General features: G+C 71.6%; 20 protein-coding genes and 1 pseudogene. 17 read left to right on the forward strand and 4 right to left on the reverse strand.

Going from position 1 to position 22,916, the window contains the following annotated elements; translation table 11 throughout:
• Nucleotides 1-36 precede the first annotated feature (36 nt).
• The 6 genes from LCE31_RS17160 (at nt 37) to LCE31_RS17185 (ending at nt 7,194) form a co-directional block, all read left to right on the forward strand.
• Nucleotides 37-363, forward strand: a complete 327-nt coding sequence (locus LCE31_RS17160) for an ArsR/SmtB family transcription factor (protein WP_225015155.1) — start codon at nt 37-39, stop codon at nt 361-363.
• Nucleotides 364-404: 41 nt separating this feature from the next.
• The gene (locus LCE31_RS17165; RefSeq protein WP_225015156.1) at nt 405-1,592 is read left to right on the forward strand and encodes a 3-deoxy-7-phosphoheptulonate synthase; all 1,188 of its coding nucleotides are present in this window, start codon (nt 405-407) and stop codon (nt 1,590-1,592) included.
• A gap of 109 nt (nt 1,593-1,701) precedes the next feature.
• On the forward strand, nt 1,702-3,087 hold the full coding sequence (locus LCE31_RS17170; RefSeq protein ID WP_225015157.1) for an MFS transporter: 1,386 nt from the start codon (nt 1,702-1,704) through the stop codon (nt 3,085-3,087).
• A 633-nt stretch (nt 3,088-3,720) separates the two neighbouring features.
• Complete coding sequence (locus tag LCE31_RS17175) at nt 3,721-4,800, forward strand: LuxR C-terminal-related transcriptional regulator (protein WP_225015158.1); 1,080 nt, start codon at nt 3,721-3,723, stop codon at nt 4,798-4,800.
• Between the two features lie 387 nt (nt 4,801-5,187).
• Nucleotides 5,188-6,420 carry a beta-1,3-glucanase family protein gene (locus LCE31_RS17180; RefSeq protein ID WP_225015159.1) on the forward strand — a complete coding sequence of 411 codons (1,233 nt, stop codon included), beginning with the start codon at nt 5,188-5,190 and terminating at the stop codon, nt 6,418-6,420.
• A gap of 468 nt (nt 6,421-6,888) precedes the next feature.
• The gene (locus LCE31_RS17185) at nt 6,889-7,194 is read left to right on the forward strand and encodes a hypothetical protein (RefSeq protein WP_225015160.1); all 306 of its coding nucleotides are present in this window, start codon (nt 6,889-6,891) and stop codon (nt 7,192-7,194) included.
• On the opposite strand, the pseudogene LCE31_RS41240 reads toward LCE31_RS17185, so the two are convergent.
• Nucleotides 7,171-7,629, reverse strand: a pseudogene (locus LCE31_RS41240) (hypothetical protein); the annotation flags it as partial. The gene LCE31_RS17185 and the pseudogene LCE31_RS41240 sit on opposite strands and share 24 nt — an antisense overlap.
• Entirely contained in the window at nt 7,569-8,597 is a 1,029-nt protein-coding gene (locus LCE31_RS17195) for an iron-siderophore ABC transporter substrate-binding protein (protein ID WP_225015161.1), read from the reverse strand. The gene LCE31_RS17195 and the pseudogene LCE31_RS41240, both read right to left, overlap by 61 nt.
• A 383-nt stretch (nt 8,598-8,980) precedes the next feature.
• Here LCE31_RS17195 and LCE31_RS17200 point away from each other — a divergent pair, with 383 nt between their 5' ends.
• Nucleotides 8,981-9,763: an Fpg/Nei family DNA glycosylase gene (locus LCE31_RS17200; protein ID WP_225015162.1), complete on the forward strand. Its 783-nt coding sequence runs from the start codon at nt 8,981-8,983 to the stop codon at nt 9,761-9,763.
• Between the two features lie 187 nt (nt 9,764-9,950).
• Here the strand turns inward: LCE31_RS17200 and LCE31_RS17205 are convergent, their stop codons facing one another.
• Nucleotides 9,951-10,994 (reverse strand): LacI family DNA-binding transcriptional regulator, encoded by a 1,044-nt coding sequence (locus LCE31_RS17205; RefSeq protein ID WP_225015163.1) that lies wholly within the window; start codon nt 10,992-10,994, stop codon nt 9,951-9,953.
• Between the two features lie 281 nt (nt 10,995-11,275).
• On the opposite strand from LCE31_RS17205, the gene LCE31_RS17210 reads away from it, so the two are divergent.
• From LCE31_RS17210 to LCE31_RS17250, 9 genes are all read left to right on the forward strand, one after another.
• On the forward strand, nt 11,276-12,472 hold the full coding sequence (locus LCE31_RS17210; RefSeq protein ID WP_225015164.1) for a Gfo/Idh/MocA family protein: 1,197 nt from the start codon (nt 11,276-11,278) through the stop codon (nt 12,470-12,472).
• On the forward strand, nt 12,469-13,392 hold the full coding sequence (locus LCE31_RS17215) for a PmoA family protein (RefSeq protein WP_225015165.1): 924 nt from the start codon (nt 12,469-12,471) through the stop codon (nt 13,390-13,392). Before LCE31_RS17210 ends, LCE31_RS17215 begins: the two co-directional genes overlap by 4 nt.
• Nucleotides 13,389-14,114: a cupin domain-containing protein gene (locus LCE31_RS17220; protein ID WP_225015166.1), complete on the forward strand. Its 726-nt coding sequence runs from the start codon at nt 13,389-13,391 to the stop codon at nt 14,112-14,114. Before LCE31_RS17215 ends, LCE31_RS17220 begins: the two co-directional genes overlap by 4 nt.
• A gap of 105 nt (nt 14,115-14,219) precedes the next feature.
• Nucleotides 14,220-15,557, forward strand: a complete 1,338-nt coding sequence (locus LCE31_RS17225; RefSeq protein WP_225015167.1) for an ABC transporter substrate-binding protein — start codon at nt 14,220-14,222, stop codon at nt 15,555-15,557.
• A complete protein-coding gene (locus tag LCE31_RS17230) occupies nt 15,554-16,519 on the forward strand; it encodes a carbohydrate ABC transporter permease (RefSeq protein WP_225015168.1) in 966 nt (321 codons plus the stop codon). The genes LCE31_RS17225 and LCE31_RS17230 overlap by 4 nt, the downstream gene beginning before the upstream one ends.
• Nucleotides 16,519-17,355, forward strand: a complete 837-nt coding sequence (locus LCE31_RS17235; RefSeq protein ID WP_225015174.1) for a carbohydrate ABC transporter permease — start codon at nt 16,519-16,521, stop codon at nt 17,353-17,355. Before LCE31_RS17230 ends, LCE31_RS17235 begins: the two co-directional genes overlap by 1 nt.
• A gap of 3 nt (nt 17,356-17,358) precedes the next feature.
• A complete protein-coding gene (locus LCE31_RS17240; protein WP_225015169.1) occupies nt 17,359-17,979 on the forward strand; it encodes a hypothetical protein in 621 nt (206 codons plus the stop codon).
• A 58-nt stretch (nt 17,980-18,037) separates the two neighbouring features.
• Complete coding sequence (locus tag LCE31_RS17245; RefSeq protein ID WP_225015170.1) at nt 18,038-19,900, forward strand: sugar-binding domain-containing protein; 1,863 nt, start codon at nt 18,038-18,040, stop codon at nt 19,898-19,900.
• A gap of 312 nt (nt 19,901-20,212) precedes the next feature.
• Nucleotides 20,213-21,130 carry a phosphotransferase gene (locus LCE31_RS17250; protein ID WP_225015171.1) on the forward strand — a complete coding sequence of 306 codons (918 nt, stop codon included), beginning with the start codon at nt 20,213-20,215 and terminating at the stop codon, nt 21,128-21,130.
• A gap of 73 nt (nt 21,131-21,203) precedes the next feature.
• On the opposite strand, the gene LCE31_RS17255 is transcribed toward LCE31_RS17250, so the two are convergent.
• The gene (locus LCE31_RS17255) at nt 21,204-22,142 is read right to left on the reverse strand and encodes an RNA polymerase sigma-70 factor (protein WP_225015172.1); all 939 of its coding nucleotides are present in this window, start codon (nt 22,140-22,142) and stop codon (nt 21,204-21,206) included.
• A gap of 174 nt (nt 22,143-22,316) precedes the next feature.
• Between LCE31_RS17255 and LCE31_RS17260 the strand changes: the two genes are divergently transcribed.
• Complete coding sequence (locus LCE31_RS17260; protein ID WP_225015173.1) at nt 22,317-22,802, forward strand: carboxymuconolactone decarboxylase family protein; 486 nt, start codon at nt 22,317-22,319, stop codon at nt 22,800-22,802.
• The last annotated feature ends 114 nt before the right edge of the window (nt 22,803-22,916 follow it).

Below are 22,916 nucleotides of genomic sequence, written 5' to 3' on the forward strand. Positions count from 1 at the left end.
TCCCGAACTCTCGTACTGTGTGCTACCGTACTCACCATGCAACCGCTGCCCGAGCCTGCCCCCGAGTCGCTGACGCTTGCTTCGGTGCTGAACGCGCTCGGTGACCCGGTGCGCCTGGAACTCGTGCGCCGGGCCTTCGCGAACCCCGGGCTGACGTGCGCGGTTGAGGGACTGGACGTACCGAAGTCGACGCTGACCAACCACTGGCGCATTCTGCGCGAGACAGGTGTGATCAGGATGGCGGTCGATGGCCGATATCGACGGATCTGGCTGCGCACCGAGGAATTGGGGGACCGCTTCCCGGGCCTGCTCGATACGGTACTTGGCTTCAGTGCCGCGGAGCCGACGCAAAGCAAACCGTAGCAGCACGCTGCGCTGGTGTCTGTTTATCGGGGGTTTCTCTCATGGACTTTGTCGAGTTATCAGCCACGCACAAGCGCGACCATCAGCCCGATTGGCCCGTGGGGTCCGACGTGGGCCGAGCCCGCAGCGCACTGGCCAGGGCAGCGCCCCTGGTGTCGGCCTCCGGCATTCACCGGTTGAGAGCCAGGCTCGCGGAACCGGCGTTCCTGCTGCACGCGGGTGACTGCGCCGAGACCTTCCGCGACAACACGAGGCGTTCCGTGGCACGACGCGTGTCCCTGCTCCGCGCCATGTCCGACGCGATCGAGATGAGATCCGGTCGCTCCGTGGTGACGGTCGGGCGCATCGCCGGCCAGTACGCGAAGCCGCGTTCCGCGCCCGTGGAGCGTCGTGGGGGCCTTTCCCTGCCGTCCTATTTCGGCGACGCCGTCAATGGCGCGGACTTCTCGGTGGACCGCCGGACGCCCGATCCCCGGAATCTGGTCCGTGCCCACGAACAGTCCAGAAAGACGCTCTCCTATCTGAGGAGATCGGACGTCTTCACCTCGCACGAGGCGCTGCTGCTCGACTACGAGCGGCCGCAGACCCGTCGCAGCGCGGACGGCGGCCGGCCCCTCGACCACTCGGCACACCTGCTCTGGATCGGCGAGCGCACGCGCTCACCGACCGGGCCCCACATCGACTTCGCCGCCGAGATAGCCAATCCGATCGCGGTGAAGATCGGACCGGGCGCCACCCCGACGGCGCTGATAAATCTGCACGCCCTGCTCAACCCGGGCAACGAGCCCGGCCGGCTGGCCTTCATCTTCCGGATGGGCCGGCGCCGGGCCTACGACCTCATCTACGCCATGTTGAGCCGGATCGTGGCGGAGGGGTGGGCGGACCGGGTTCTCTGCGACCCGATGCACGGCAACACGGTCGTCAGCCCGGGCGGAGTGAAAACGCGTCTGGTCGCCGAGATCGAGGAAGAGACAACGGCCTTCTTCGAAGCCTGCAACGATACGGGCGTCATTCCCGGGGGAATACACCTGGAACTCAGCGGTGACGAGGTCAGTGAATGCGTCACCACGGGCATGGACGACCTGTATCTTGCTCAGAATTACACCAGCGCCTGCGATCCCCGCCTGAATCCGGATCAGGCTGTTTATCTCGCGGAGCTGGTGGGAGAACTGCTGGTATCACACCGGGGTTTTGGCCCGCGTATGGAACTGGCGCTGTCACATCGCTAGTGCTGTAACGTCATTCCTCGCGCATCGCGAGATTCATCGAGACCGGTAGTGGTAAAGAGGTTCGCCTGTGTCCGCGGAAGTTCGATCAAACCGCGCAGTAGTGCTCGCCATGACCTGCGCAGGGCAGTTCATGGTGCTGCTCGACAGTACAATCGTCGGTGCGGCTCTCCCCGATATGCAGAAACGCTTGCACACCGAATTGTCGGGTCTGCAGTGGATCGTCGACGCATACGTCCTGCTGGTCGCCATGCTGTTGCTGACCGGCGGTGTCTTCGCCGACCGCTTCGGCCGCAAGCGCGTGTACCTCTCCGGTGCGGTGGTGTTCACCCTCGCCTCGGTGATGTGCGCGCTGGCCCCCTCACTGAGCTGGCTGATCACCGGACGGGTGCTCCAGGGCATCGGCGCGGCAGCGCTGAGCCCCGGCTCGCTCGCCCTGCTCGCCGCCGCCTACCCCGTACCACGGGAACGGGTCAAGGCGATCGGCATGTGGGCCGGAATCAGCGGGATCGGCCTGGCGGCGGGCCCGCTGGCCGGCGGCATCCTGGTGACCGCCTTCGACTGGCGCGCCATCTTCCTGGTCAACGCGCCCATCGGAGTGGCCCTGGTGCTGGCCGCGCTGCCCACTTTGAGGGAGTCCCGCAATCCCCACGCGCCGGCCATCGACGTCCCGGGGACCATCCTGTCCATCCTGGGCGTCGGGGCGCTCACCTACGGGCTGATCGAGGGCGGTTCCAAGGGCTGGACCTCGCCCGCCATCATCGGCAGCTTCGTCGCGGCGGTGGTGATCCTCGCCGCGTTCGTCGCCGTCGAGGGGCGCAACTCCAAGCCCATGCTGCCACTGCGGCTGTTCCGGAACCCGTTGTTCACGGTGTCCAACACCGCCATGGTCATGGTCGGTTTCGCGCTGATGGGTTCGGTGTTCTTCTTCTCGCAGTTCTTCGTCACCGTGCAGGGCAGCTCGATCCTGGACGCCGGCCTCGAGACCCTGCCCATCTCGCTCGGCATGGCGATGGTCAGCCCGTACGCGGGCAGGCTCGCGGCGAAGTACGGCTTCCGGTCCGTGGTCACCGCAGGCTTGGCGGCCGCCGGACTCGGGCTGCTGACGCTGGGCTTCGTACACGCGGACACCTCGTACTGGAACGTGTGGTGGCGGCTGGCGATCACCGGCGCGGGCTTCGCGCTGGCCATGTCGCCGCTGACCGGCGCCGCCATCCAATCGGTCAGCCCCCAGGAGGGCGGTCTCGCGTCCGGCATCAGCAGCACCGCACGGCAGATCGGCGCGGTGCTCGGTGTGGCCGTCCTCGGTGCCATCGTCCTGACCAGGCAGTCCAGTGGCGCGTCCTTCGAATCCGGCCTCGACACCGCCTTCATCGTCGCCGGTGTCGCCTCCTGGGTCACCGCTGTCTTCACCGGTCTGTGGCTGGTGAAGTCGAAGCCGGCGGAGACGGCCGCCCCCGCCCCGGAGCCGCAGCGGCAGGCCCAGACGACCGACTGACCGCGGTCGCGGCGCGTTCCCGGTCCTCCCGGTCCGGCACCGGCCGGACCGGGAGGCGGAGCCCTGATCCGGGGCCGCGGCCCGAAGCCCCGGGACCGAGAGCGTCGCGGTGCCACTGTCGAGGGAGCGTCATGTCCGTTCGTGTCCGGGGGAACAGCTTCGGTGGCGATGCCGGACGGGCGCTCCTTCGCGGTGCCCGGCGACACGGTCCCCCTGTGATGCCCCGTCCCTTCGAGACCACCCCGGGCGACCGGCCGCCTCGCCACCACCGAGGCAGCCCTGCCCGGGGCCCTCGCGCGCGGCCCCCGCACTTCGGGGGAGCGTGCGCGAGACGGCCGACGACACGCGCACCGACCGATGCCATGTATCAGCCGGTTCGCCCCCGAGGGAGGATGCGGTCCGTGAGCGGCCGTCAGGGGACTTCGGGCCCCGCGCCCCCTCGTCGCCAGGCCACAGCCGCACGCCGTCCGTACGCTCGCTGACTATCTCAAAGAGAGGCAGCACACCTCCCATGGGCAATGTCACGGTGAAACCGAACAATCCGAATCGAGCCTCAGCCGTAGTACGTGCGCAGGAGATCAGGCAGATCAAGAAGGGGATATGTACGAGTGAGGTTCCCGGACGGTGTTGGGCATGAGGCAGGACACCGCTCTCGAAGACATGTCGGAGACGGCCGGGCCGCTCCCGTTCCATCACTTCGCCCCTGAAGTGGACGACGAACTCGTCGTCCGGGTCTACGAATACGTCCTGACGAACGAGCCGACCACCTCGTCCCAGGTGGCGACCGCACTGCGGGCGCCCGTGGAGGACGTGACGCGGGCGATCGCCCTGTTGTGCGAGGTGCGGCTGCTCCGGCACGCCGAGGCGTTCGACAGATTCATGGCCGTCTGCCCCGAGGCCGCGCAGAACGAACTGATCATTCCCCTGCAACAGGCGATCAACGACAAGCGGCAGGAACTCGCCGGCATCCACCAGAAGTTGCACACCCTTTCGGGGATTTTCAGCACCCTGCGCCGGTCACGTCAGCACAACGACAAGGTGGTCTCGCTGCTCGATCCGCAGCAGGCCTCGATGCACCTGGCCGACTTCCTGCTCAACTGCACCTCGGAGGTCCTGGCCATGCAGTTGTTCGACGGCGGGCCGTGCCAGAGTTTCCCGCCGCGAGAGCTGCCGAAGACGTCGAGCGGGGTGCCGGTCCGCCTGCTGTGTCCGCACTCGGCCCGGGCCAGGGCGTCCACCAGGGTCCACCTGCGCCAGATGGCCGATTCGGGCGCCCGGGTCCGTACGACCAACCACATCTTCGACAACCTCGTCCTCGTGGGCAATGAGGTGGCGTTCGTCTCCCACCAGTCCTCGGACGCGGATCTGCCCAGCATCATCGCCATCTACGAGCCCATGATCATCTCGATGCTGCACCGCCTGTACGAGTTCGCCTGGCAGGCGGGCATGGATTTCGACGCCGACACCGATGGCGTGTCCTACGGCGAGACACTGAGCGATCTCAACGCGGGCATCATGAACCTGATGGCGCAGGGGCTGAAGGACGAGGTCGTCGCCCGCCGCATCGGTGTGGGTTCGAGGACGTGCCGTCGCCATATCTCCCACATCATGGACGAGTTGGGCGCCTCCAGCCGTTTCCAGGCCGGGGTCGTCGCGGCCCGGGCCGGACTCGTCGAGGGCAAGCCGACCGACAGCCCGGCGCACACGCCCTGACGATCACCGCCGCGCACTTCGTCGCGGCGTGGGCCTTCTCGCGGCGCGGGCCACAGATCCGCGTGCCGCCGCCTGGGCACCGGGGAACGCCGACGACCCCCCCCCGCCCGCGGCGGCACGCCAGCAGGTCCCGGTGCCCCGGACGGCGCCTCGTGAGGCCTCCCGCGGGTTCTCGCTTCCCTCCCGGAAGAACGCGGAGGGAAGCGGAAACCCGCGGGCCGGACGCCGTTTCCACGCTGCCCGGTGGGGCCGCTCTGCCCGGCGCCCGGCGATCACTTCCGCCCATCCCTTGACGCCAGGCAAGGCCTAGACCAATAGTGGGCGGGGCTTCCGCACACCCCCACGACCGTGCGGCGCTTTTCCCCCACCCCTCAGAGGAGGAACACGTTGTTCTCCCGACGCTCTTTCCTCACCACCGCCGCCGCGACCGGAGTCGCCGCCGCGCTCGGTTCGCCCCTCGCCTCACGCACCTTCGCGCAGAGTGCCTGGGCCGCGTCCCCCTCCCTGCCGCTCTCGCTGCGCAACAACTCGGGCAGCGGGACCGTCTACGCGTACGTCACCGGCTCGGACTCGTCCAACTGGCCGGGATTCGTCGACGCGAGCGGCGCCTTCCAGCGGCTGCCCAGCCCGTCGTCCGTCCTGACCCCCGCCCCGGACTACGCGATCCCGCTGGGCGCCTCCGGCTCCGCGGCCACCCAACTGACGCTCGGCGACTACGTCATCGGCGGTCGCGTCTGGTTCTCCATCGGCCAGAAGCTGCAGTTCTTCGTCAATCCGCCCGGCGGCGACGGTGGTGTTCCCGGCCTCGTCCAGCCCGCGCTCGTCGCGTCCGACCCCAACTGGTCGACGAACTGGACGTTCTGCGAGTTCACGTACAACAGCGCCAACCTGTACGCGAACATCAGCTATGTCGACATGGTCGGCCTGCCGGTGTCGATGGCGAGCACCGGAAGCGCCGGCGCGCAGTCGGTGAGCCCGCTGCCGGCCGGCGCCCTCGACGCCATCGCCTCCGGTCTGAAGGACCAGCACGGGTCGGACGGCGCCCCCTGGGACCAGCTCGTCGCCACCGACTCCTCCGGCGCCACCCTGCGCGTCCTCGCGCCCTCCCACTCGCCGGTCGACTTCGGCGGCTACTGGGACTCCTACCTCGACTCGGTGTGGAGCCACTACCAGTCGCAGCCGCTGACCGTGAACGGGCAGGGGAGCATCGGCAGTTTCACCGGCCAGGTGTCGGGCGACGTGCTGACCTTCGACGGCCTGAACACCAACGGGGTCCCCTTCACCAAGCCGAGCGCCGTCGACATCTTCGGCTGCGCGAGCGGCCCCCTGTACAACTCGGGCGCGGACGCGCGCGGAGCCGTGGCCGCCCGCCTCGCCGCCGCCATCAACCGCAGCAGCCTGCTGGTCTCCGGCGGCGACAACCAGCCCGACGGCGTCAAGCCCGACGGCTACTACACCGACGCCGTGACCAACCACTACTCCCGGCTGGTCCACCAGCACGCGAACATCGGCTACGCGTTCCCGTACGACGACGTCGGCCCCACCGGCGCCGCTCCGGTCGACGGCCACATCCAGGACGGCGCGCCCACCTCCTGGACCGTCACGCTCGGCGGCAACTGACCCGGCCGCCGTACGCCCCGGCGCCGTGGCGAGCGCGCACGGCGCCCCGGGCCAGGTCTTCGCGGCGCGGGGCGGCGCCGTCTCCTGTCGCGCGGGCGTCAGAACGGGCGCGTACAGGACGGCGTCGAAGGCGCTCGCGGCGTCGGCGAGCGGGGCGTCCCCCTCCTCGGACTCCGTGCCGCCCGGTGTGTCCCGCGGCGGAGGCCCGGCGGTTCCGGCGGGCGCCGGGCCCGAGGCCGTCCGCCAGGGAAGCAGGTCGAGCACCCACGTCGCCGCGGGTCCGGCGAGCAGGCCGTGGTCCCCGTGCGCGGTCCACTGCCCCAGACGCGCGCTCAGTTCCCGGTAGCGGCCGAGCGGATAGGCGACCGACGGGTCCCCTTCGCGCCACACGGCGCCGACCGCCCGGAAGGGGCCGAGGCGGCCCCGGGCGAGGTGTTCGCCGAGTGAGCCGCCGACCCGTCTGTCGAGGTGTTCCACCTGCTCGAAGACGAGGACCGGGCCGTGCGGGTGCCGCCGCGCGATCTCTCGCAGGGTGCGGTACTGGGCGGCGTCGCGCACCGCCAGGTCGCGGTGGTCCCCGCCCGCCGCGCGATGCTCCACAAGGCTCCGGTGCAGACTCCCGGCGTGCCGGAGGTCGGCTTCGTCCAGTGTGCCGTCCTCCGGTACGCCGTCCGGGTTCTCCGCGGTGGTGCCGTACATCTCAAGGCCGTAGAAGCGCACTTGGTCAGCCGCAGGGAGCCGTGCGTTGTGCCGGCGCAGCCATCGCAGCAGTGAGCTGTTGTCGGACAGCTCCGCCGAGCCGGCCCAGGACCATACGCCGCGCACCGCCGCGGGGGACGGCTCGCGTGGCCCCGCCCCGCGGATGTAGGCGTCCGCGGGACGGGACAGGGCGAAGTTCGTCTCGGCGGCCACGGCTCTGAGGCCGTGCCGCTCGACGAGGTGCCGGACGACGGCGTTGCGCGCGACGAGGTACTCCGCGCGGAGGTGTACGCCCTCCGACCACCCGATGATCCTTGTGCCGTCGGCCAGGTTGCTGACAAGGCCGGCCAACGGCCTGTCCAGCGGGGGCGGTTCGTCGGCGGGCGAGGGACCCGCGGGGCCGGTCGGCGGGGTGCCTGGCCGCTGCCGCTGCGGGCGGTCCGGCCTGTTCACGGTGCCTTGCCCCGGGCGGCGGCGCTCAGCAGCGGCACGTACCGGTCGAGCATCCACGGCAGGCTGAGCACCGACACCGCACTCGTCGCGTACACCATCACGGGGTCGGTGAGGGGCACGTACCCGTGGTGCTCGACCGCGGGCATCCGCTGGAACAGGGGGTTGCTCTCCAGCTTTTTCCGTACCGGCTCCGCCAGATACCACGAGACCAGGACGTCCGAGTCGACGGAGTCGAGGTTCTCCAGGCTGAGCTGTTCGGCGAACGAGGATGCCTTGGACGGCAGGCTCGGCGAGACGGTGAAGCCCAACTCGTGCAGGAGCTGGACCCGGGAGTCCGAGGACAGGTAGAGGTTGTAGCTGCCCGCGGTGGTGCCGGACCCGAAGGCGATGGTCTTGCCGGCGAACTCCGGGTGCCGGGCCTTCGCGTCCGAGATCAGCTTGGCCGTCGACCTCTCCAGCGCGGCGGCCTGCGCGGACTTGCCCAGCGCCTTGCCCACCAGCCTCAGTTGGTCCTGCCACGAGGTCAGCCACGGCTTGCCGGGAAAGCCGACCGTCGGGGCGAGACGGCTGAGCTGTTCGTGCTGTTCTTTGGTGAGCCCGGAGTCGACCGCGAGGATCAGGTCCGGGTGGAGCGCCGCGATCCGCTCGTAGGGCACCTCGCCCGTCACGTACTTCAGCAGTTCGGGCTTCGCGCCCTTCAGTTTCGGGGTGTCCCAGGGCAGGATGCCGGTCTTGTCCGCGGTGTCCCCGCTCATGTCCTGCATGCCGACCGGGACGACACCCAGCGCGAGCGCGGCGTCCTGGCTGCCCCATCCGATGGTCACCACCCGCTTCGGGCGTGCGGGGATGGTGGCTTCGCCGACGGACGAGCCGATGGTGACGGGGAAGGCCGGTGCCCCCGTGGATGTCCCCGCGTCGGAGGGCGCGGACCGGGAGGAGCTCGGTGTGCCACTGGAGCAGCCCGCCACCGTGAGGCAGAGTGCCACCGCGGCGGCGGGAATGATTCGGCCGACCCATTTCATCATAAGGTAAACCTTACCTAAGCCGTGCGGCGGGATGGAACGGGTGTGGCCGCGTGGGCTGCTGTGGGCAGCCGTGCGGCGCCGTGGGAGGGCGAGCCCGGGGTGTCCGCAGCACACGAGCGGTCCGCAGCGCATGAGCGGTCCGCAGCACGCGACCGGTCCGTGCGGCGGCCGGGTCGGCGACCGGACGGGTGAGGAAGCGCTGATCGGAATCGTCGCGGCCCGCGTTCGTTCGTGGTTCCCACGGGTACCCGTCGCACATCGCGGCCCCCGGGCCCCTGCCGGAAGCGGCCGGCGAGTTCCACGGGCCCTGTGAGAGGCCGGCGTTCCCGGGGCGCGGCGGGCGCCCGGGATAGCGGCCGGCAGGAAGAGCCGAGGTGACGAGCGTGCCCGAACTCTCCGACGTCGAGGGCTTCCGAGAAGTGGTGGCCGACTGTGCCCGGCACCGCCGCGTCTCGGACGTCGAGGTCCGCGACGCCGGTGTCCTGCGAGGCGTCTCGGGCCGGCGGCTGCGCGGCGAACTGGCGGGCCGGCGGCTGGGGGAGCCCTGGCGCCACGGAAAGTGGCTCTTCGTGCCGGTGGAGGGCGCGAACACCACCCTCGTCTGCCATTTCGGTATGACCGGGTCGTTCCACTGCTGTTCCCCTGACGAGCCGGTCGGGCCGTACGACCGCGTCCTGCTGGTCCTCGACGGCCCGCGGGACCTGCGCTATCGCGACCAGCGCAAGCTCCAGGGGATGCGGTTGGCCGACGAGAGCGGTGTCGCCCGGATTCTCGACGGCCTCGGCCCCGACGCCCTGACCTTGGACCGGGAGCGGTTCCGGGCGCTGCTGGCAGGCAGGCGGGGCGCCGTCAAGAGCGCCCTGATGGACCAGTCCGTGATCGCCGGTCTCGGCAACCTGCTGTGCGACGAGATCCTCTGGCGCGCCCGCGTCCATCCCCGGACGCCCGCGCGCGACCTGGACGACACGGCGCTCCGCCACCTCCACGCGTCGATGGGCCGGGTTCTCGACACGTCCGTACGCGATGGGCGCGTACCGCCGCGCCGCCGCTGGCTCACCGGGCGCAGGGACGACGCCGACCCGCGGTGTCCCCGGTGCGGAACACGCCTGCGCTCGGACCGGGTCGCGGGGCGCCGGACGGTCTGGTGCCCGGTGTGCCAGGCCTGAAGGGCCCACCCCCCCTGGCGCGGCACGGCACGGTGCCGATCGCGGCCCGGCTGGCCCACGCCCCGCCGCAGCGCACCGGCCGCTGCCGGGTGCCGTCGTGCCCGTCGCAGGCCATCACCACGGCAGCCGCAGGCCGGCAACGGCCGCCGCACCGCCACGCCCGCCGCTCGCCGCCGTCCCCGGCGCCTTACGGGGCCAGGGGTACCCGCCTGCCGGTCGTCGACTCGCGCTCCTCCAGCCAGTGCGGGGCCACGTGCACCTCGAACGGCGGGCGGGTCTCCGAACGGATGCGGGCCGCAAGGCACTTCACGGCCAGGGAGGCGACCGCGGTCAGGTCGGGGACCACGGTCGTGAGCGACGGCGTGCTGTAGAGCGCCTCCTGCGACCCGTCCACGCCGGCCAGGGCGATGTCCCCGGGAACGTCCAGACCCGCCTCGTGCACGGCCCGCTGGGCACCGACGGCCAGCATGTCGCTGAAAGCGAAGACGGCGTCGGGCCGGGCGTCGGCGGGCAGGTCGAGGAGCGCGCGCATCGCCAGCAGCCCGTTGCGCCGGTCGAAGTCCTTGACGGGAGGCGCCAGTCGGGGATCGAAGGGCAGTCCCGCGTCGTGCAGCGCCCGCTGGAACCCCTCCAGGCGCTGGCGGCTGGTGGCCGACGCCTTCCGGTCCGCACCGATGGCCGCGATCCTGGTGCGGCCAAGCCCGGCCAGGTGCGCGGTGGCGTCCCGCGCCGCGGCGACGTTGTCGATGAGGACGTGGTCGGCGACCACGTGAGCGGGTTCGTAGCTGCGTTCGCCGAGGAGCACCAGGGGGAACTCGTGGGCGACCGGGACGAGTTCGGCGGTCGTGACATGCAGCGGTGAGAGGATCACGCCGTCCAGCAGCGACGCGCCGACCCCGGTGGCCAGGCGCAGCTCCTCCGCCGGGTCCTCAAGTGTCTCCTCGATGAGGACGGTCAGGCCCAGCGCGGTGGCCTCCGTCCGCACGTGGTGCGCGAGGTCCGCGAAGTACGGTGTGGTCAGCTCCGGGACGGCGAGGGCGATCAGGCCGCTGCGCCCCGTACGCAGCCGGCGGGCCGACGGGTTGGGCCGGTAGCCGAGTTCCCGAACGGCGCGCATCACCCGTTCCCGGGTGGCGGGGGACACCCGCGGAGCGTCGCGTACAACGTTGGAAACCGTCTTGATCGACACCCCCGCGCGCTCTGCCACGTCCTTGAGTGTCACTGCTGTCACCGAACGGTCCCCTCACTGGACTTTTCCCCGGATTATGCATGTGTCAGCGCTTTCTGTCAGCTCCCGCGACGAGTTCCCACTCTTTTCCGCGAAGGGGTTGACCCCCTGGATACACGCCGGTTACAACGTTGGAACCGTTAGCAAGCGGTTGCTGGCGCGGCGATGGCGACGGCCGGTGCTCTCCCGGGGCCCGGCCGCCTCCCGCACGCCCTCCCGCCGCCTGCGGCACCCCACCCTGTCTGTCTCATGACACGGACGGGCCGTCTCACGAGAGGGACCGCATGTCTCCGCATCGTTCGAACACCCCACTGCGCACTGCCGTGGTCGGCACGGGAGGTATCGCCCGCTCCAGCCATCTCCCCGCCCTGCGGACGCTGGCGGCGGAAGGCGGGGCCGAGGTGGTGGCCGCGGTCGACGTGGACGGCCGGGCCGTGCGCGCGTTCGCCGACGAGTTCGCGATCCCCCACGCGTCGACGGACCTTGACGCCATGCTGGCCGAAGTGCGCCCGGATCTGGTGGTGTTGTGCACGCCGCCCGCCGTGCACCGGGAGCAGTCCGTGGCCGCGCTGCGCGCCGGGGCCTGGGTCTGGTGCGAGAAGCCGCCGTGTCCCTCGCTGGCCGACTACGACGCGGTCGAGGGCGCGGAGAAGGGCGGCGGCGGGGACCCCTACGCGTCCATCGTCTTCCAGCACCGCTTCGGCTCGGGCGCCCGGCACGTGCGCCGCCTGCTGCACGGCGGCGCGTTCGGCCGGCCGCTGGTGGCACACTGCCAGACCACCTGGTACCGGGACACCGCCTACTACGCCGTGCCGTGGCGGGGCCGCTGGGCGACCGAGGGCGGCGGCCCCGCCATGGGACACGGCATCCACCAGACGGACCTGCTGCTGGACCTGATGGGCCCGTGGAGCGAGGTGCACGGCATGGCGGCCCGCCTCGTGCACGACGTGGAGACCGAGGACGTGTCCACCGCGCAGGTCCGCTTCGCGAACGGCGCCGTCGGCACGGTGGTCAACAGCGTGCTGAGCCCGGACGAGGTCAGCCGCATCCGCATCGACTGCGAGCGCGCCACCATCGAGCTGACCCACCTGTACGGCTACCGCAACGCGGACTGGCGCATCACCCCGGCCCCCGGCGTCCCCGAGGAGACCGCGGCCCTCTGGCGCGCGTTCGGCGAGGACGAGCCCAGCTCGCACCTGGCCCAACTCCGGGCCCTCGTCGCGGACATCAGGGCCGGACGGCGCCACGCCACCAGCGGCGCGGGCGGCCGGCGGACGCTGGAGTTCATCACCGCCCTGTACAAGTCCGCGTTCACCGGCACGACCGTCCGCGCGGGCGCCATCGGCCCCGGCGACCCGTACTACACCGCGCTGCACGGCGGTGCCCCGGGCTGGGCGCCGGCCGAGTCTCCCGAGAAGGCCGAGTTTCCCGAGAACGCCGGCTCCCACGAGGAAACGGAAAAGGAAGAGGACCACGCATGACCCTGGCACTGACCCACGCCCACGGGGACCGCATCACCGTGGCCCACGAGGCGAGCGGCACCGAACTGTTCGCCTACGTCTACCGGCCCGAGGCCGCGTGGGAGGCCCCCAAGCCCTACCTGCACCCGGTCCGCACCCTGTCCGGCGCCCTCGTCACGGACTACCGGCCGAACGACCACAGGTGGCACAAGGGCCTCCAGCTGACCGCCTCCCACCTGTCGGGGCAGAACCTGTGGGGCGGCAACACGTACGTGCACGGCGAGGGGTATCTCGCCCTGCCGGAGCGGATCGGCTCGATGGCGCACACCGCCTTCGAGGAGGTCTCCGCCGCGGGCGACAGCGCCGTCATCGCCGAGCGCCTGACCTGGCACCCGTACGACGGGGAGCTGTGGGCCGAGGAGGACCGGCGCGTCGAGGTGACCGATGTCGACGCCGGGGCCGGGAGCTGGTCGCTGACCTGGACATCGACGGTCACCAACCGGCGTGCGGAACCCCTGCGCTTCGGCAGCCCCACGACCCACGGCAGGCCGGCCGCCGGCTACACCGGCCTGTTCTGGCGCGGACCGCGGGCCTTCCGCGACGGACAGGTCTTCACCGCGGAGGCCGACGGCGGCGACCTGATGGGGTCGAGCGCCGACTGGCTGGCGTACGTCGGCGAGCACGACGGGCGCGACGGCCACGCCACGATGATCTTCGAGCACGCCCCGTCCAACGACCACACGGGCGGCAGGGGGACGCACCCGGCGCACTGGTTCGTGCGCAGCGACCCGTTCGCGGCCGTCGCACCCTCCTGGGCGTTCTACGAGGAACTCGTCCTCGCCCCCGGCGAGGCACTGGCCCGCAGCTACCGCGTGACCGTCGCCGACGGCGCCTGGGACCGCGGACGGGTCACCGCACACCTGCGGGGGCGGTCCTGGTGAGCGCGGGCTACGACGGCTTCCCCGGGGCGGTCGGGGTCTCCCGGCTGCGGGTGTACGACTGGCCGACCGTGGACGGCCGGCCCGGCGGCGGCACCCCGCACGTCCATCTCACCTGCACCGAGGGGTACGTGGTGACGGCGGGCCGGGGCACGGTGCAGACGCTCACCACCTCCGGCTACCGGGAGACACCGCTGGAGCCGGGCACGGTGGCCTGGTTCACGCCGGGCACGATCCACCGCCTGACCAACGGCGGCGGCCTGGAGATCACCGTCGTGATGCAGAACAGCGGCCTGCCCGAGGCGGGCGACGCGGTGCTCACCCTGCCCCAGGACCTCCTGGAGGACGCCGAGACGTACGCGGACGCGGTACGCATTCCCGCCGACGTTCCCGAGGAGGAGCAGGTGACGGTCGCGCGTGCCCGCCGGGACCTGGCGACCCGCCGTTTCCTGGAGCTGCGGGACGCGGCGGAGAGCGGCGACCCGGGGCCGCTCGCGGCCTTCCAGGAAGCCGCCGCCGCCCTGGTGCGCCCCCGCCTCGACGCGTGGGAGGAACGCGGGCGCGCGGGCGCGCGCGCCGCCGCCCACGCGACCGGGGCCCAACTCGACGCCCTGCGGGGGAAGGACGCGAGCCATCTGGCCGAGGCCGGGGTTTCCGCCACGGGACCGACCGCGCGCGGACGCTTCGGCATGTGCGGCCGGCTGGACGTCTACCCGGGGATCTGACCCGCGCCCCTGGTATCTGACCCGCGCCCGGGGTCTGACCCGTACCCCATGCCGCACCCACCACTCCCTCTCCCCGCTCCCATCCACGTCCTTCCGGAGGCGCCCATGCCCGAGCCCCGAAGCGGCGGGCACCGACCCCTGCGCCGCCGGGCCGTCCTGGCCTCGGCCGCGGTCGGTCTCACCACCGCCCTGACCACCACACTCTCCGGCTGCTCCACCGCGAGCGGCACGACGGCAGGCGGCATCGCCCTCACCTTCACCTGGTGGGGCAACGACGACCGCGCCGCGCGCACCGAACAGGCCGTGCGGATCTTCGAGAGGGAACACCCCGGCGTCACCGTCCAGATGTCGAACGGCGACTTCGGCTCGTACCTCCAGAAGCTGGCCACCCAGGCCGCGGGCGGCGGCGTGCCCGACGTGGTCCAGCTCGACTACCGCCAGATCTCCCAGTACGCGGGCAGCGAGGCGATCATGCCCCTGGACGACGCCATCAAGGACGGCACGATCCGCACCTCGACGATGGACGCGCCGCTGGTGCGCACCGGCACCTTCGGCGGCAGGCAGTACGCCCTGCCCATGGGCCGCGGCATCACCGGATACGCCTACGACGCCGCGCTCTACAAGAAGCTCGGCATCGCCACGCCCCGGCCCGGCTGGACCTGGGAGGAGTGGGCGCGGAACAACCGGAAGATCGCCGCCGCCCGGCTCAGGGGCCCGGACGGGCGCCACTTCACGGGTGCCAACGACGGCGGAACCAACGAGGACGTCTTCGAGGACTGGCTGCGCAGCCGCGGCGGACGCCTCTACGCGAGCCAGACGAAGCTCGGCTTCTCCGAGGACGACCTCACCGAGTTCTGGACGTTCTTCGACCGGCTCCGCAGGGAGGGCGCCGTCGCCGCCGCGTCGGACACGGCACAGGCCATCAGCACCGAGACCTCCCCGATCGGCCGGAAGCTCTCCGCCGCCGACTTCACCTGGGACGCGACCTTCCCCGGCTACCCGCAACTGCTCGGCGACGGCATCCACTTCGCGCCGGTCCCGACCACCGACGGGCGTGCGGGCCAGTACTTCAAGCCGTCCATGCTCGTGGGCGTCGGGGCGCACACCGAACACCCGAAGGAAGCGGCCCAACTGGTCGACTTCCTCCTCAACGACCAACGGGCCGGCGACATCCTCGGCTTCACCCGGTCCACACCGCCCAACAAGGCGATCGCCACCCGGGTCGCGCGGACCCTCAAGGGACCTGAACGGGAGATCTACGAGTACGCGGAGACGATGCGGAAGTACGGCGTCTCCGACCCGCCGAGTGCGCCACCGCGCGGCGACCTGGCGATCGAGACCGCTTTCAACAGGGAGTACCAGCGTGTGATGTACGGGCTCGCCACGCCCCGGCAGTCGGCGCGCGAACTCATCAACGAGGCCAACAGGGAGCTGCGGTCATGAGCACTGTGTCGACCAGGGCGCCCGTGCGCGCCGACCGCGCGGCGCGACCGGGGGCGCCGGCCGGGCGCCGCCGCGACCGGCGTGAACGCCAGTGGCCCGCCTACGTGTTCCTCTCGCCGTGGATGATCGGCGCGGTCGTGCTGACCCTGGCGCCGATGGCCGTGTCGCTGTACCTGTCGTTCACCGACTACAACCTGTTCGACCCGCCGCACTGGGTGGGCCTGCGCAACTACACCGACATGCTGACCCAGGACCCCCGGTACTGGCGCTCCGTCGGCACCACACTGCTGTACGTGGTGGTCGCGGTGCCCCTCAAACTGGGCCTCGCGCTCGGCGCCGCGATGCTCCTGAAGAACCTCGGCCGCGGCCGGGCCTTCTACCGCTCCGCCTTCTACGCGCCCTCGCTGCTCGGTGCGAGCATGTCCATCGCCCTCGTGTGGCGCGCGCTGTTCAACGACGGCGGCTCCGTCCAGCACCTCCTGAGCTCCGTCGGCATCAACATGGGCGGCTGGGTGGGCAATCCGCACCTGACGGTGTTCGTGGTCGTCCTGCTGTCGGCGTGGCAGTTCGGCGCCCCCATGGTGATCTTCCTGGCCGGGCTCCAGCAGATATCGCCCGACCTCTACGAGGCGGCGGCGCTGGACGGCGCGGGCCGCTGGCGGCAGTTCGTCTCCGTCACCGTGCCGATGCTCTCCCCGGTCGTGTTCTTCAACCTGGTGCTGGAGATGATCCAGTCCTTCCAGGTCTTCACCCCGGCCTTCGCGATCAGCGGCGGCACCGGCGGTCCCGCCGACTCGACGAACTTCTACACGCTGTACCTCTACGAACGCGGCTTCACCGCTTCGCACATGGGCTACGCGGCGGCGATGGCCTGGCTGCTGCTGATCGCCATCGGTGTCGTCACCCTGATCCTCTTCAGGACCTCCAGGTCCTGGGTCTTCTACGCCGACGAGGAGGGATGATGAACCCCACCGCCAAGCGATGGCTGCCGCACACGATCGCCCTCGTGTGCCTGCTCGTCCTGCTGTACCCCCTGGCCTGGCTGCTCGCCACCTCGCTCAAACCGGCCGAAGAGGTGGTGACGAGCCTCAACCTGTGGCCCAGCCACCTGGAGTGGTCGAACTACACGACCGCCCTCGACGGTGTGTCCGGTGTGTCCGTCACCCGGCTGCTCGGCAACACCCTGGTGATCGCGCTGGGCGCCGTCGTCGGCAACGTCCTGTCGTGCTCACTGGCCGCGTACGCCTTCGCCCGGCTGCGGTTCCGCATGCGCAAGGGCATGTTCACCTTCATGGTGGCGACCTTGATGCTGCCGCAGCACGTCGTACTGATCCCGCAGTACATCATCTTCAACCAGCTGGGCATGGTGGACTCGTTCTGGCCGCTGATCCTGCCCAAGTTCCTCGCCACGGACGCGTTCTTCGTCTTCCTCATCGTCCAGTTCATGCGCGGGCTGCCGCGCGAACTGGAGGAGGCGGCGCGCATCGACGGCTGCGGCGCGTTCCGCACCTACTGGGCCATCACCCTGCCGCTGAGCCGGCCGGCCCTGATCACCACGGCCATCTTCACGTTCATCTGGACGTGGAACGACTTCTTCACGCAGATGATCTACCTGTTCTCGCCGGACAAGTCCACGATCACCCTGGCCCTGCGCAGCTTCGTCGACCAGTCGAGCACCTCCGCGTACGGGCCCATGTTCGCCATGTCGGTCATCTCCGTGGTGCCCATCGTGCTGTTCTTCTTCGTCTTCCAGCGCTACCTGGTGCAAGGCATGGCCACCTCAGGACTGAAGGGCTGACCCATGACACAGGCCCACACCCGCTCACCCCGCGGGGCCAAGGAACCCGGCGAACTCTTCGGCAGCGGCTTCAGCCTCTTCGCCGACATGCTCCTCGTCTCCCTGCTCACCAGCGCCGCGTGCCTGCCGGTCGTCACGGCTCCCGCCGCGTTCGCCGCCGCGTCGGCGACACTGCGGCCGAGCACGGGCGACGGAGCACCGGTCAAGGCCGCCACCTATCTCGGGCACCTGCGCGCCCACCTGTCCGCCCGGTCGCTGGCCGGCGGTCTTGTGCCGCCCGCAGTCGTCGTGCTCCTCTCGATCGACTCCGGGCTGCTGGGAGACGCCCTGCCGGGAGCGCACGCCGTGGCCTGCGCGCTCGTCCTGCTCGTCGTGGGCGCCGCCGTCGTGGCACTGCGGGCCACCGCGCTCCCGGCCCCGCACCGCCTGTCCCCGCGGGAAGGACTGCTGCGCTCGGCCGCCGACCCGCGCGGCACGCTCCTGCTCGCGGGCGGCGTGGTCCTGGCCGGGCTCCTCGCCTGGTCGATCCCGCTGCTGATCCCGTTGCTGCCGGGACCGCTGGCCTTCGCCGCGACGGTCGTGGACCTGCGCTCCGGCCCGGACTCCGACCCCGTGACCGGCTGAACCCCCGACCGCCCGATCTCACGCATGCCACCGCGCACGACCCCACCGGAGTTCCCGCATGCCCCTGCACCACACCCACCTCGACGCCGCGGGCCACCCCAGGCCGCAACTCGTCAGGGACCCCGACTGGCACGACCTGAGCGGGCCCTGGCAGTTCGCCCACGACGACGCGGACCGCGGCCGCTCCGAGCGCTGGATGGCCCCCGAAACCACCGGGCCCTTCACCGCCACCATCACCGTGCCCTACCCGCCGGAGTCCGCGTCGTCCGGCATCCACGACACCGGCCTCCACCCCGTCGTGTGGTACCGGCGTACGGTCGAGGCGGCCGTACCCGCGCAGGGACGGCGCCTCCTGCTGCACTTCGGCGCGGTCGACTACCGGGCCGAAGTCTGGGTCAACGGCCGCCCGGTGGGCCGGCACGAGGGCGGACACACCCCCTTCACCTGTGATCTCACCGACGCGGTCGACCAGGACGGGCCCCAGGTCGTCGTCGTCCGCGCGGAGGACCAGCCGGGCGACACCGCGCAGCCCCGCGGCAAGCAGGACTGGCGCCGCGCCCCCCATGTCATCTGGTACCACCGCACCTCCGGGATCTGGCAGCCGGTGTGGCTCGAGGACGTCCCCGACACGCATCTGACGGCGGTGCACTGGACACCGGACGTCGCCCATGCCCGCGTGCGCTGCCAACTGCGCCTGAACCAGTGGCCGAAGCGCCCCCTGCGGGCATCCGTCCGCCTGGTGCTCGGCGAACGCGTCCTCGCGGAGCAGCGCGTGCTCACCGACGGGCACGAGACCGTCTTCGACATCGCGGTGCCCGCGCTGCGCCACGGACAGGAACTCGACAGCCTGCTCTGGAGCCCCGACCATCCCCATCTGGCCGACGCGACGGTGGAGTTGAGCGACGCCGAGGACGAAACGAGCGTCGACCGCGTCACCTCGTACCTCGGTCTGCGCGACATCGGCTGGGACAACGGTGTCTTCCTGCTCAACCACAAGCCCCTCTTCCTGCGTTTCGCACTCCAGCAGGGCTACTGGCCCGCCTCCCACCTGTCCGCCTCGGACGACGAGCTGCGCCGCGACGTCGAGATGGCCAGGACCATCGGGCTCAACGGGCTGCGCGTCCACCAGAAGATCGAGGACCCGCGCTTCCTCTACTGGGCCGACCGGCTCGGACTGCTGCTGTGGGAGGAGATGCCGTCCGCCTACGCGTTCGGCGCGCCGACCGTCGAGCGCGTGGTCAGCGAATGGACCGAGGCCGTCACCCGCGACCTCAGCCACCCCTCGATCGTGGCCTGGGTCCCGGTCAACGAGTCGTGGTCCGTCCCGAACCCCGCGCTCGTCCCGGAGCAACGGCACTTCATGGACGCGCTCTACCACCTGACGAAGGCCCTGGACCCGTCGCGCCCGGCCGTCTCCAACGACGGGTGGGAGATCTCCGCCGCCGACATCTGGGGCGTACACGACTACACCCAGCACGCGCAGACACTGCGCGAGCGCTACGGCCACGCCTCCCTGCGGCACGGCGAGATCGCGGAACAGTGGCCGGGCGCCAAACGGCTGACGCTCACGGGCACACGGCACGAGGGCCAGCCGGTCGTCCTCAGCGAGTTCGGCGGCGCGACCTTCGAACCGGCCAAGGGCGAGACGTGGTTCGGCTACGACACGGTCGCCACGAAGGAGGACTTCGCCGAGCGGCTGGCCGGCCTGGTGGCCGCGGCCATGGACTCCGGCCTGGCCGGGTTCTGCTACACCCAGTTCACCGACACCCTCCAGGAGACCAACGGGCTGCTCACACCGGACCGGAGCCCCAAGATCCCACTGGCGGAGCTGCGCGCCATCCTCACCGGAACCCGGGCCCAACGCCCGCCCGCGGCACGCGAGACGACCCGGCCCCTCGCAGTGGATCGGGAGCCGTCATGAGCCGGCCGTGACAACGGCGCTGGGACAGCGGAGGGCCGACCGGGCGGCTGTTGCCAGGCGCGGGCAGAGCTCCGCGAACCGGGCCCGGCCGGCGCCGTCCCATGGGGTGCAGTGAACGCGAGATCCGGCGGGCCCCCGAGGGAGAGCGGGCGGACGCCGCATCCCGACGATCCTTGCGGGACAGCCATGATGACCACCCGCTTCGGCGGTGTGACCAGCGCCCAAGAGTGACGGCCCGCCCTCCGTCCTGGGAACGGGGCTCGGTCCGAACGCCGGTCCGAACATCCTTTGCCCACAGTACGGTTGCTTCCCATGACAGTCTCCGAGACGGACATCACAGAGGATCTGATCCGGGATCTGCTGCGCGAGCAGTACCCCGACTTGGCGGACCGCCCACTGGAGCTCGGAGCGCTCGGCTGGGACAACCAGGTGTGGCGGCTCGGCGACGACCTCGCCGTCCGGTTGCCGTGGGCGACCGAGACCGCGGACGCGCTGTTGCGCAAGGAACACACCTGGCTGCCCCTCCTCGCCCCACGCCTTCCGCTGCGGATTCCCGTTCCGCAGCGCCTGGGTGAGCCCTCCGCACGGTTTCCGCGGCCCTGGCTCGTCACCACCTGGGTGCCGGGCGAGCCCGCCGACCGGGCCCCCGCCACGCGCGGGGCGGACGCGGCCGACGCCCTGGCCGCCTTCCTGATCGCGCTCCACCGGCCCGCCCCCGACGGGGTGCCCGACTGCCGGGGCCGCGTGGGCGCGCTGTCCGACGCCGCCGAGAGCTTCGCCCAGGGGCTCACCTCGGCGGCCGAACGGGGGCTGATCAGCGACCCGGACGCCGTCCGCGCCGTCTGGGAGGACGCCGTGGCCGCGCCGCACTGGGCAGGCCCGAGGCTCTGGCTGCACGGCGACCTGCATCCGGCCAACATCCTGACCGCGAGCGGCACTTTCTGCGGCGTGATCGACTTCGGCGACCTCTGCGCTGGCGACCCGGCCGTCGACCTCGCCGCCGCCTGGATTCTGCTGCCCGACGGGGCCGCCGACCGCTTCCACGAGGCGTACCGCCCGAGCCCGGACGTCGCGACCCTGCGCCGTGCCCGCGGCTGGGCGGTACTGCGCGCCCTCGGCGGCATCCACATCGGAGACGCCGGCGTCCACGGCCGCCCCGGCGGCAAGGCCACCTGGGGGCCGCCCGCCCAGGCCTCGCTGCGCCGCCTCGTCGCGTCCCTGCACCGCTGATCAGGGGCCCGGGGAGGCGAGTACCGATCCGATCCGGGGCGTCGGCGGCCGACCGTGCCGACGGGGCCCGGCCTCAGCGGCGCAGGGGCGTCTCCCGCCGCATGTGCGAGAGCTTCGCGGGATTGCGTACGGCGTAGAGCCCGGTGACGAGGCCCCCTTCGATGCCCACCGCCAGGACGGTGTCCACCTCGCCGCCGAGGCGGAGCACCAGCGCGGGACGGGCGTTGACCTCGGCCGTACGCAGCGATGCCGCGGCGGCCCTGCCCATCCCGGCGATCAGCATGCGGGCCACCTTGTCCGCCCCGGTCACCGGCCGTCGCACGGCCTGTCGGACGCCACCGCCGTCGCCAAGGAAGACGACGTCCGGCGCGAGGACGTCGAGCAGGCCCCGCAGATCGCCCGTCTCCGCCGCTCGCCGGAACGCGTCGAACGCTTCCCGGGACTCCGCGGCGGAGACCGAGGCGCGCGGGCGGCGCGCCGCGATGCGCACGCCCGCCCGGTGCGCGATCTGCCGGACCGCCGCCGGGTTCCTGCCGACGGCCTCGGCGATCTCGGCGTACCCGAGGGCGAACACCTCGCGCAGCACGAACACCGCGCGCTCGGTCGGTGTGAGCGTCTCGAGCACCAGCAGCATCGCCATGGAGACGCTGTCGGCCAGCTCCGCGTCGTCGGCCACGTCGGGCGCGGTGAGCAGCGGCTCCGGCAGCCAGGTGCCGACGTAGGACTCCTTGCGGCGCCCGAGCGTACGCAGCCGGCTCAGCGCCTGGCGCGTGGTGATCCGGACCAGGTAGGCGCGCCGGTCCCGTACCGCGGCGAGATCCACTCCCGCCCACCGCAGCCAGGTCTCCTGCAGGACGTCCTCCGCGTCGGCGGCCGAGCCGAGCATCTCGTAGGCGACGGTGAACAGCAGGTTGCGATGGGCGACGAACGCCTCGGTCGCGGGGTCCTGGTCCGCGCCGCCGGCGCACCCGCCGGCCCTTGTCTCCGTACGCCCGCCGTGTTCGCCATCCACCGGCTGCTCCCGCCTGTTCGCTACCGACGCCGTCACGTGCACAAGACGCCGCTCGCCGCGCGTCTGTGACACCCGCGGCCCGTGGCGCACGTCACAGGGCCGCGCCTGTCACAGGGAGCCGCTGGGCGGCATCTGGTGGGAGTCCAGTGCCACACCAGACGTGAGGACGAAGCCATGGTCGCCCGATTCAACCTGTTCGACAACGAGATCGCCGCCAAGTTCGCCAAACGGTTCGCCAACGCGAGCCTGGTGATCGGCGGTTCGCCGCTGCCGGGGCCCACGCAGGAGCTGGTCTCGCTGCGTGTCAGCCAGATCAACGGCTGCGGCTGGTGCGTCGACATGCACACCAAGGAGGCCGCGGCGGCGGGCGAGAGCGCCCTGCGGCTCCATCTGGTCGCCGCCTGGCGGGAGTCCACCGTGTTCACCGACGCCGAGCGGGCCGCGCTGGCACTCGCGGAAGAGGGCACGCGGCTCGCCGACGCGCACGACGGTGTGTCCGACGGGACCTGGGCCGAGGTGCGCAGGCACTACGACGACGACCAGACCGCCGCGCTCGTCGCTCTCGTCGCACTGACCAACGCGGCCAACCGGCTCGCCGTCATCGTGCACCAGCGCGGAGGCTCCTACGAGGCCGGTATGTTCGCGGCCTCGTTCGACTGAGCGTCGCGGCGGATCGCGCGGGAGGCCGCGGTGTGCGGCCCCGGGCGGCGGCCCCGCGTCCTCGACGCCGCGCCCGGGGGGGGCGGGGTAGTGGGGCGGGAGGGGGTGGAGGGG

The sequence above is a fragment of the Streptomyces sp. 8L genome (assembly GCF_020176795.1).
Lineage (GTDB): Bacteria > Actinomycetota > Actinomycetes > Streptomycetales > Streptomycetaceae > Streptomyces.

Coding starts and splice junctions, on each gene's coding strand:
- LCE31_RS17160 (WP_225015155.1), top strand. CDS start 37: ATGCAACCGCTGCCCGAGCCTGCCCCCGAGTCGCTGACGCTTGCTTCG.
- LCE31_RS17165 (WP_225015156.1), top strand. CDS start 405: ATGGACTTTGTCGAGTTATCAGCCACGCACAAGCGCGACCATCAGCCC.
- LCE31_RS17170 (WP_225015157.1), top strand. CDS start 1,702: ATGACCTGCGCAGGGCAGTTCATGGTGCTGCTCGACAGTACAATCGTC.
- LCE31_RS17175 (WP_225015158.1), top strand. CDS start 3,721: ATGAGGCAGGACACCGCTCTCGAAGACATGTCGGAGACGGCCGGGCCG.
- LCE31_RS17195 (WP_225015161.1), bottom strand. CDS start 8,597: ATGATGAAATGGGTCGGCCGAATCATTCCCGCCGCCGCGGTGGCACTC.
- LCE31_RS17210 (WP_225015164.1), top strand. CDS start 11,276: ATGTCTCCGCATCGTTCGAACACCCCACTGCGCACTGCCGTGGTCGGC.
- LCE31_RS17215 (WP_225015165.1), top strand. CDS start 12,469: ATGACCCTGGCACTGACCCACGCCCACGGGGACCGCATCACCGTGGCC.
- LCE31_RS17225 (WP_225015167.1), top strand. CDS start 14,220: ATGCCCGAGCCCCGAAGCGGCGGGCACCGACCCCTGCGCCGCCGGGCC.
- LCE31_RS17230 (WP_225015168.1), top strand. CDS start 15,554: ATGAGCACTGTGTCGACCAGGGCGCCCGTGCGCGCCGACCGCGCGGCG.
- LCE31_RS17235 (WP_225015174.1), top strand. CDS start 16,519: ATGAACCCCACCGCCAAGCGATGGCTGCCGCACACGATCGCCCTCGTG.
- LCE31_RS17240 (WP_225015169.1), top strand. CDS start 17,359: ATGACACAGGCCCACACCCGCTCACCCCGCGGGGCCAAGGAACCCGGC.
- LCE31_RS17245 (WP_225015170.1), top strand. CDS start 18,038: ATGCCCCTGCACCACACCCACCTCGACGCCGCGGGCCACCCCAGGCCG.
- LCE31_RS17250 (WP_225015171.1), top strand. CDS start 20,213: ATGACAGTCTCCGAGACGGACATCACAGAGGATCTGATCCGGGATCTG.
- LCE31_RS17260 (WP_225015173.1), top strand. CDS start 22,317: ATGGTCGCCCGATTCAACCTGTTCGACAACGAGATCGCCGCCAAGTTC.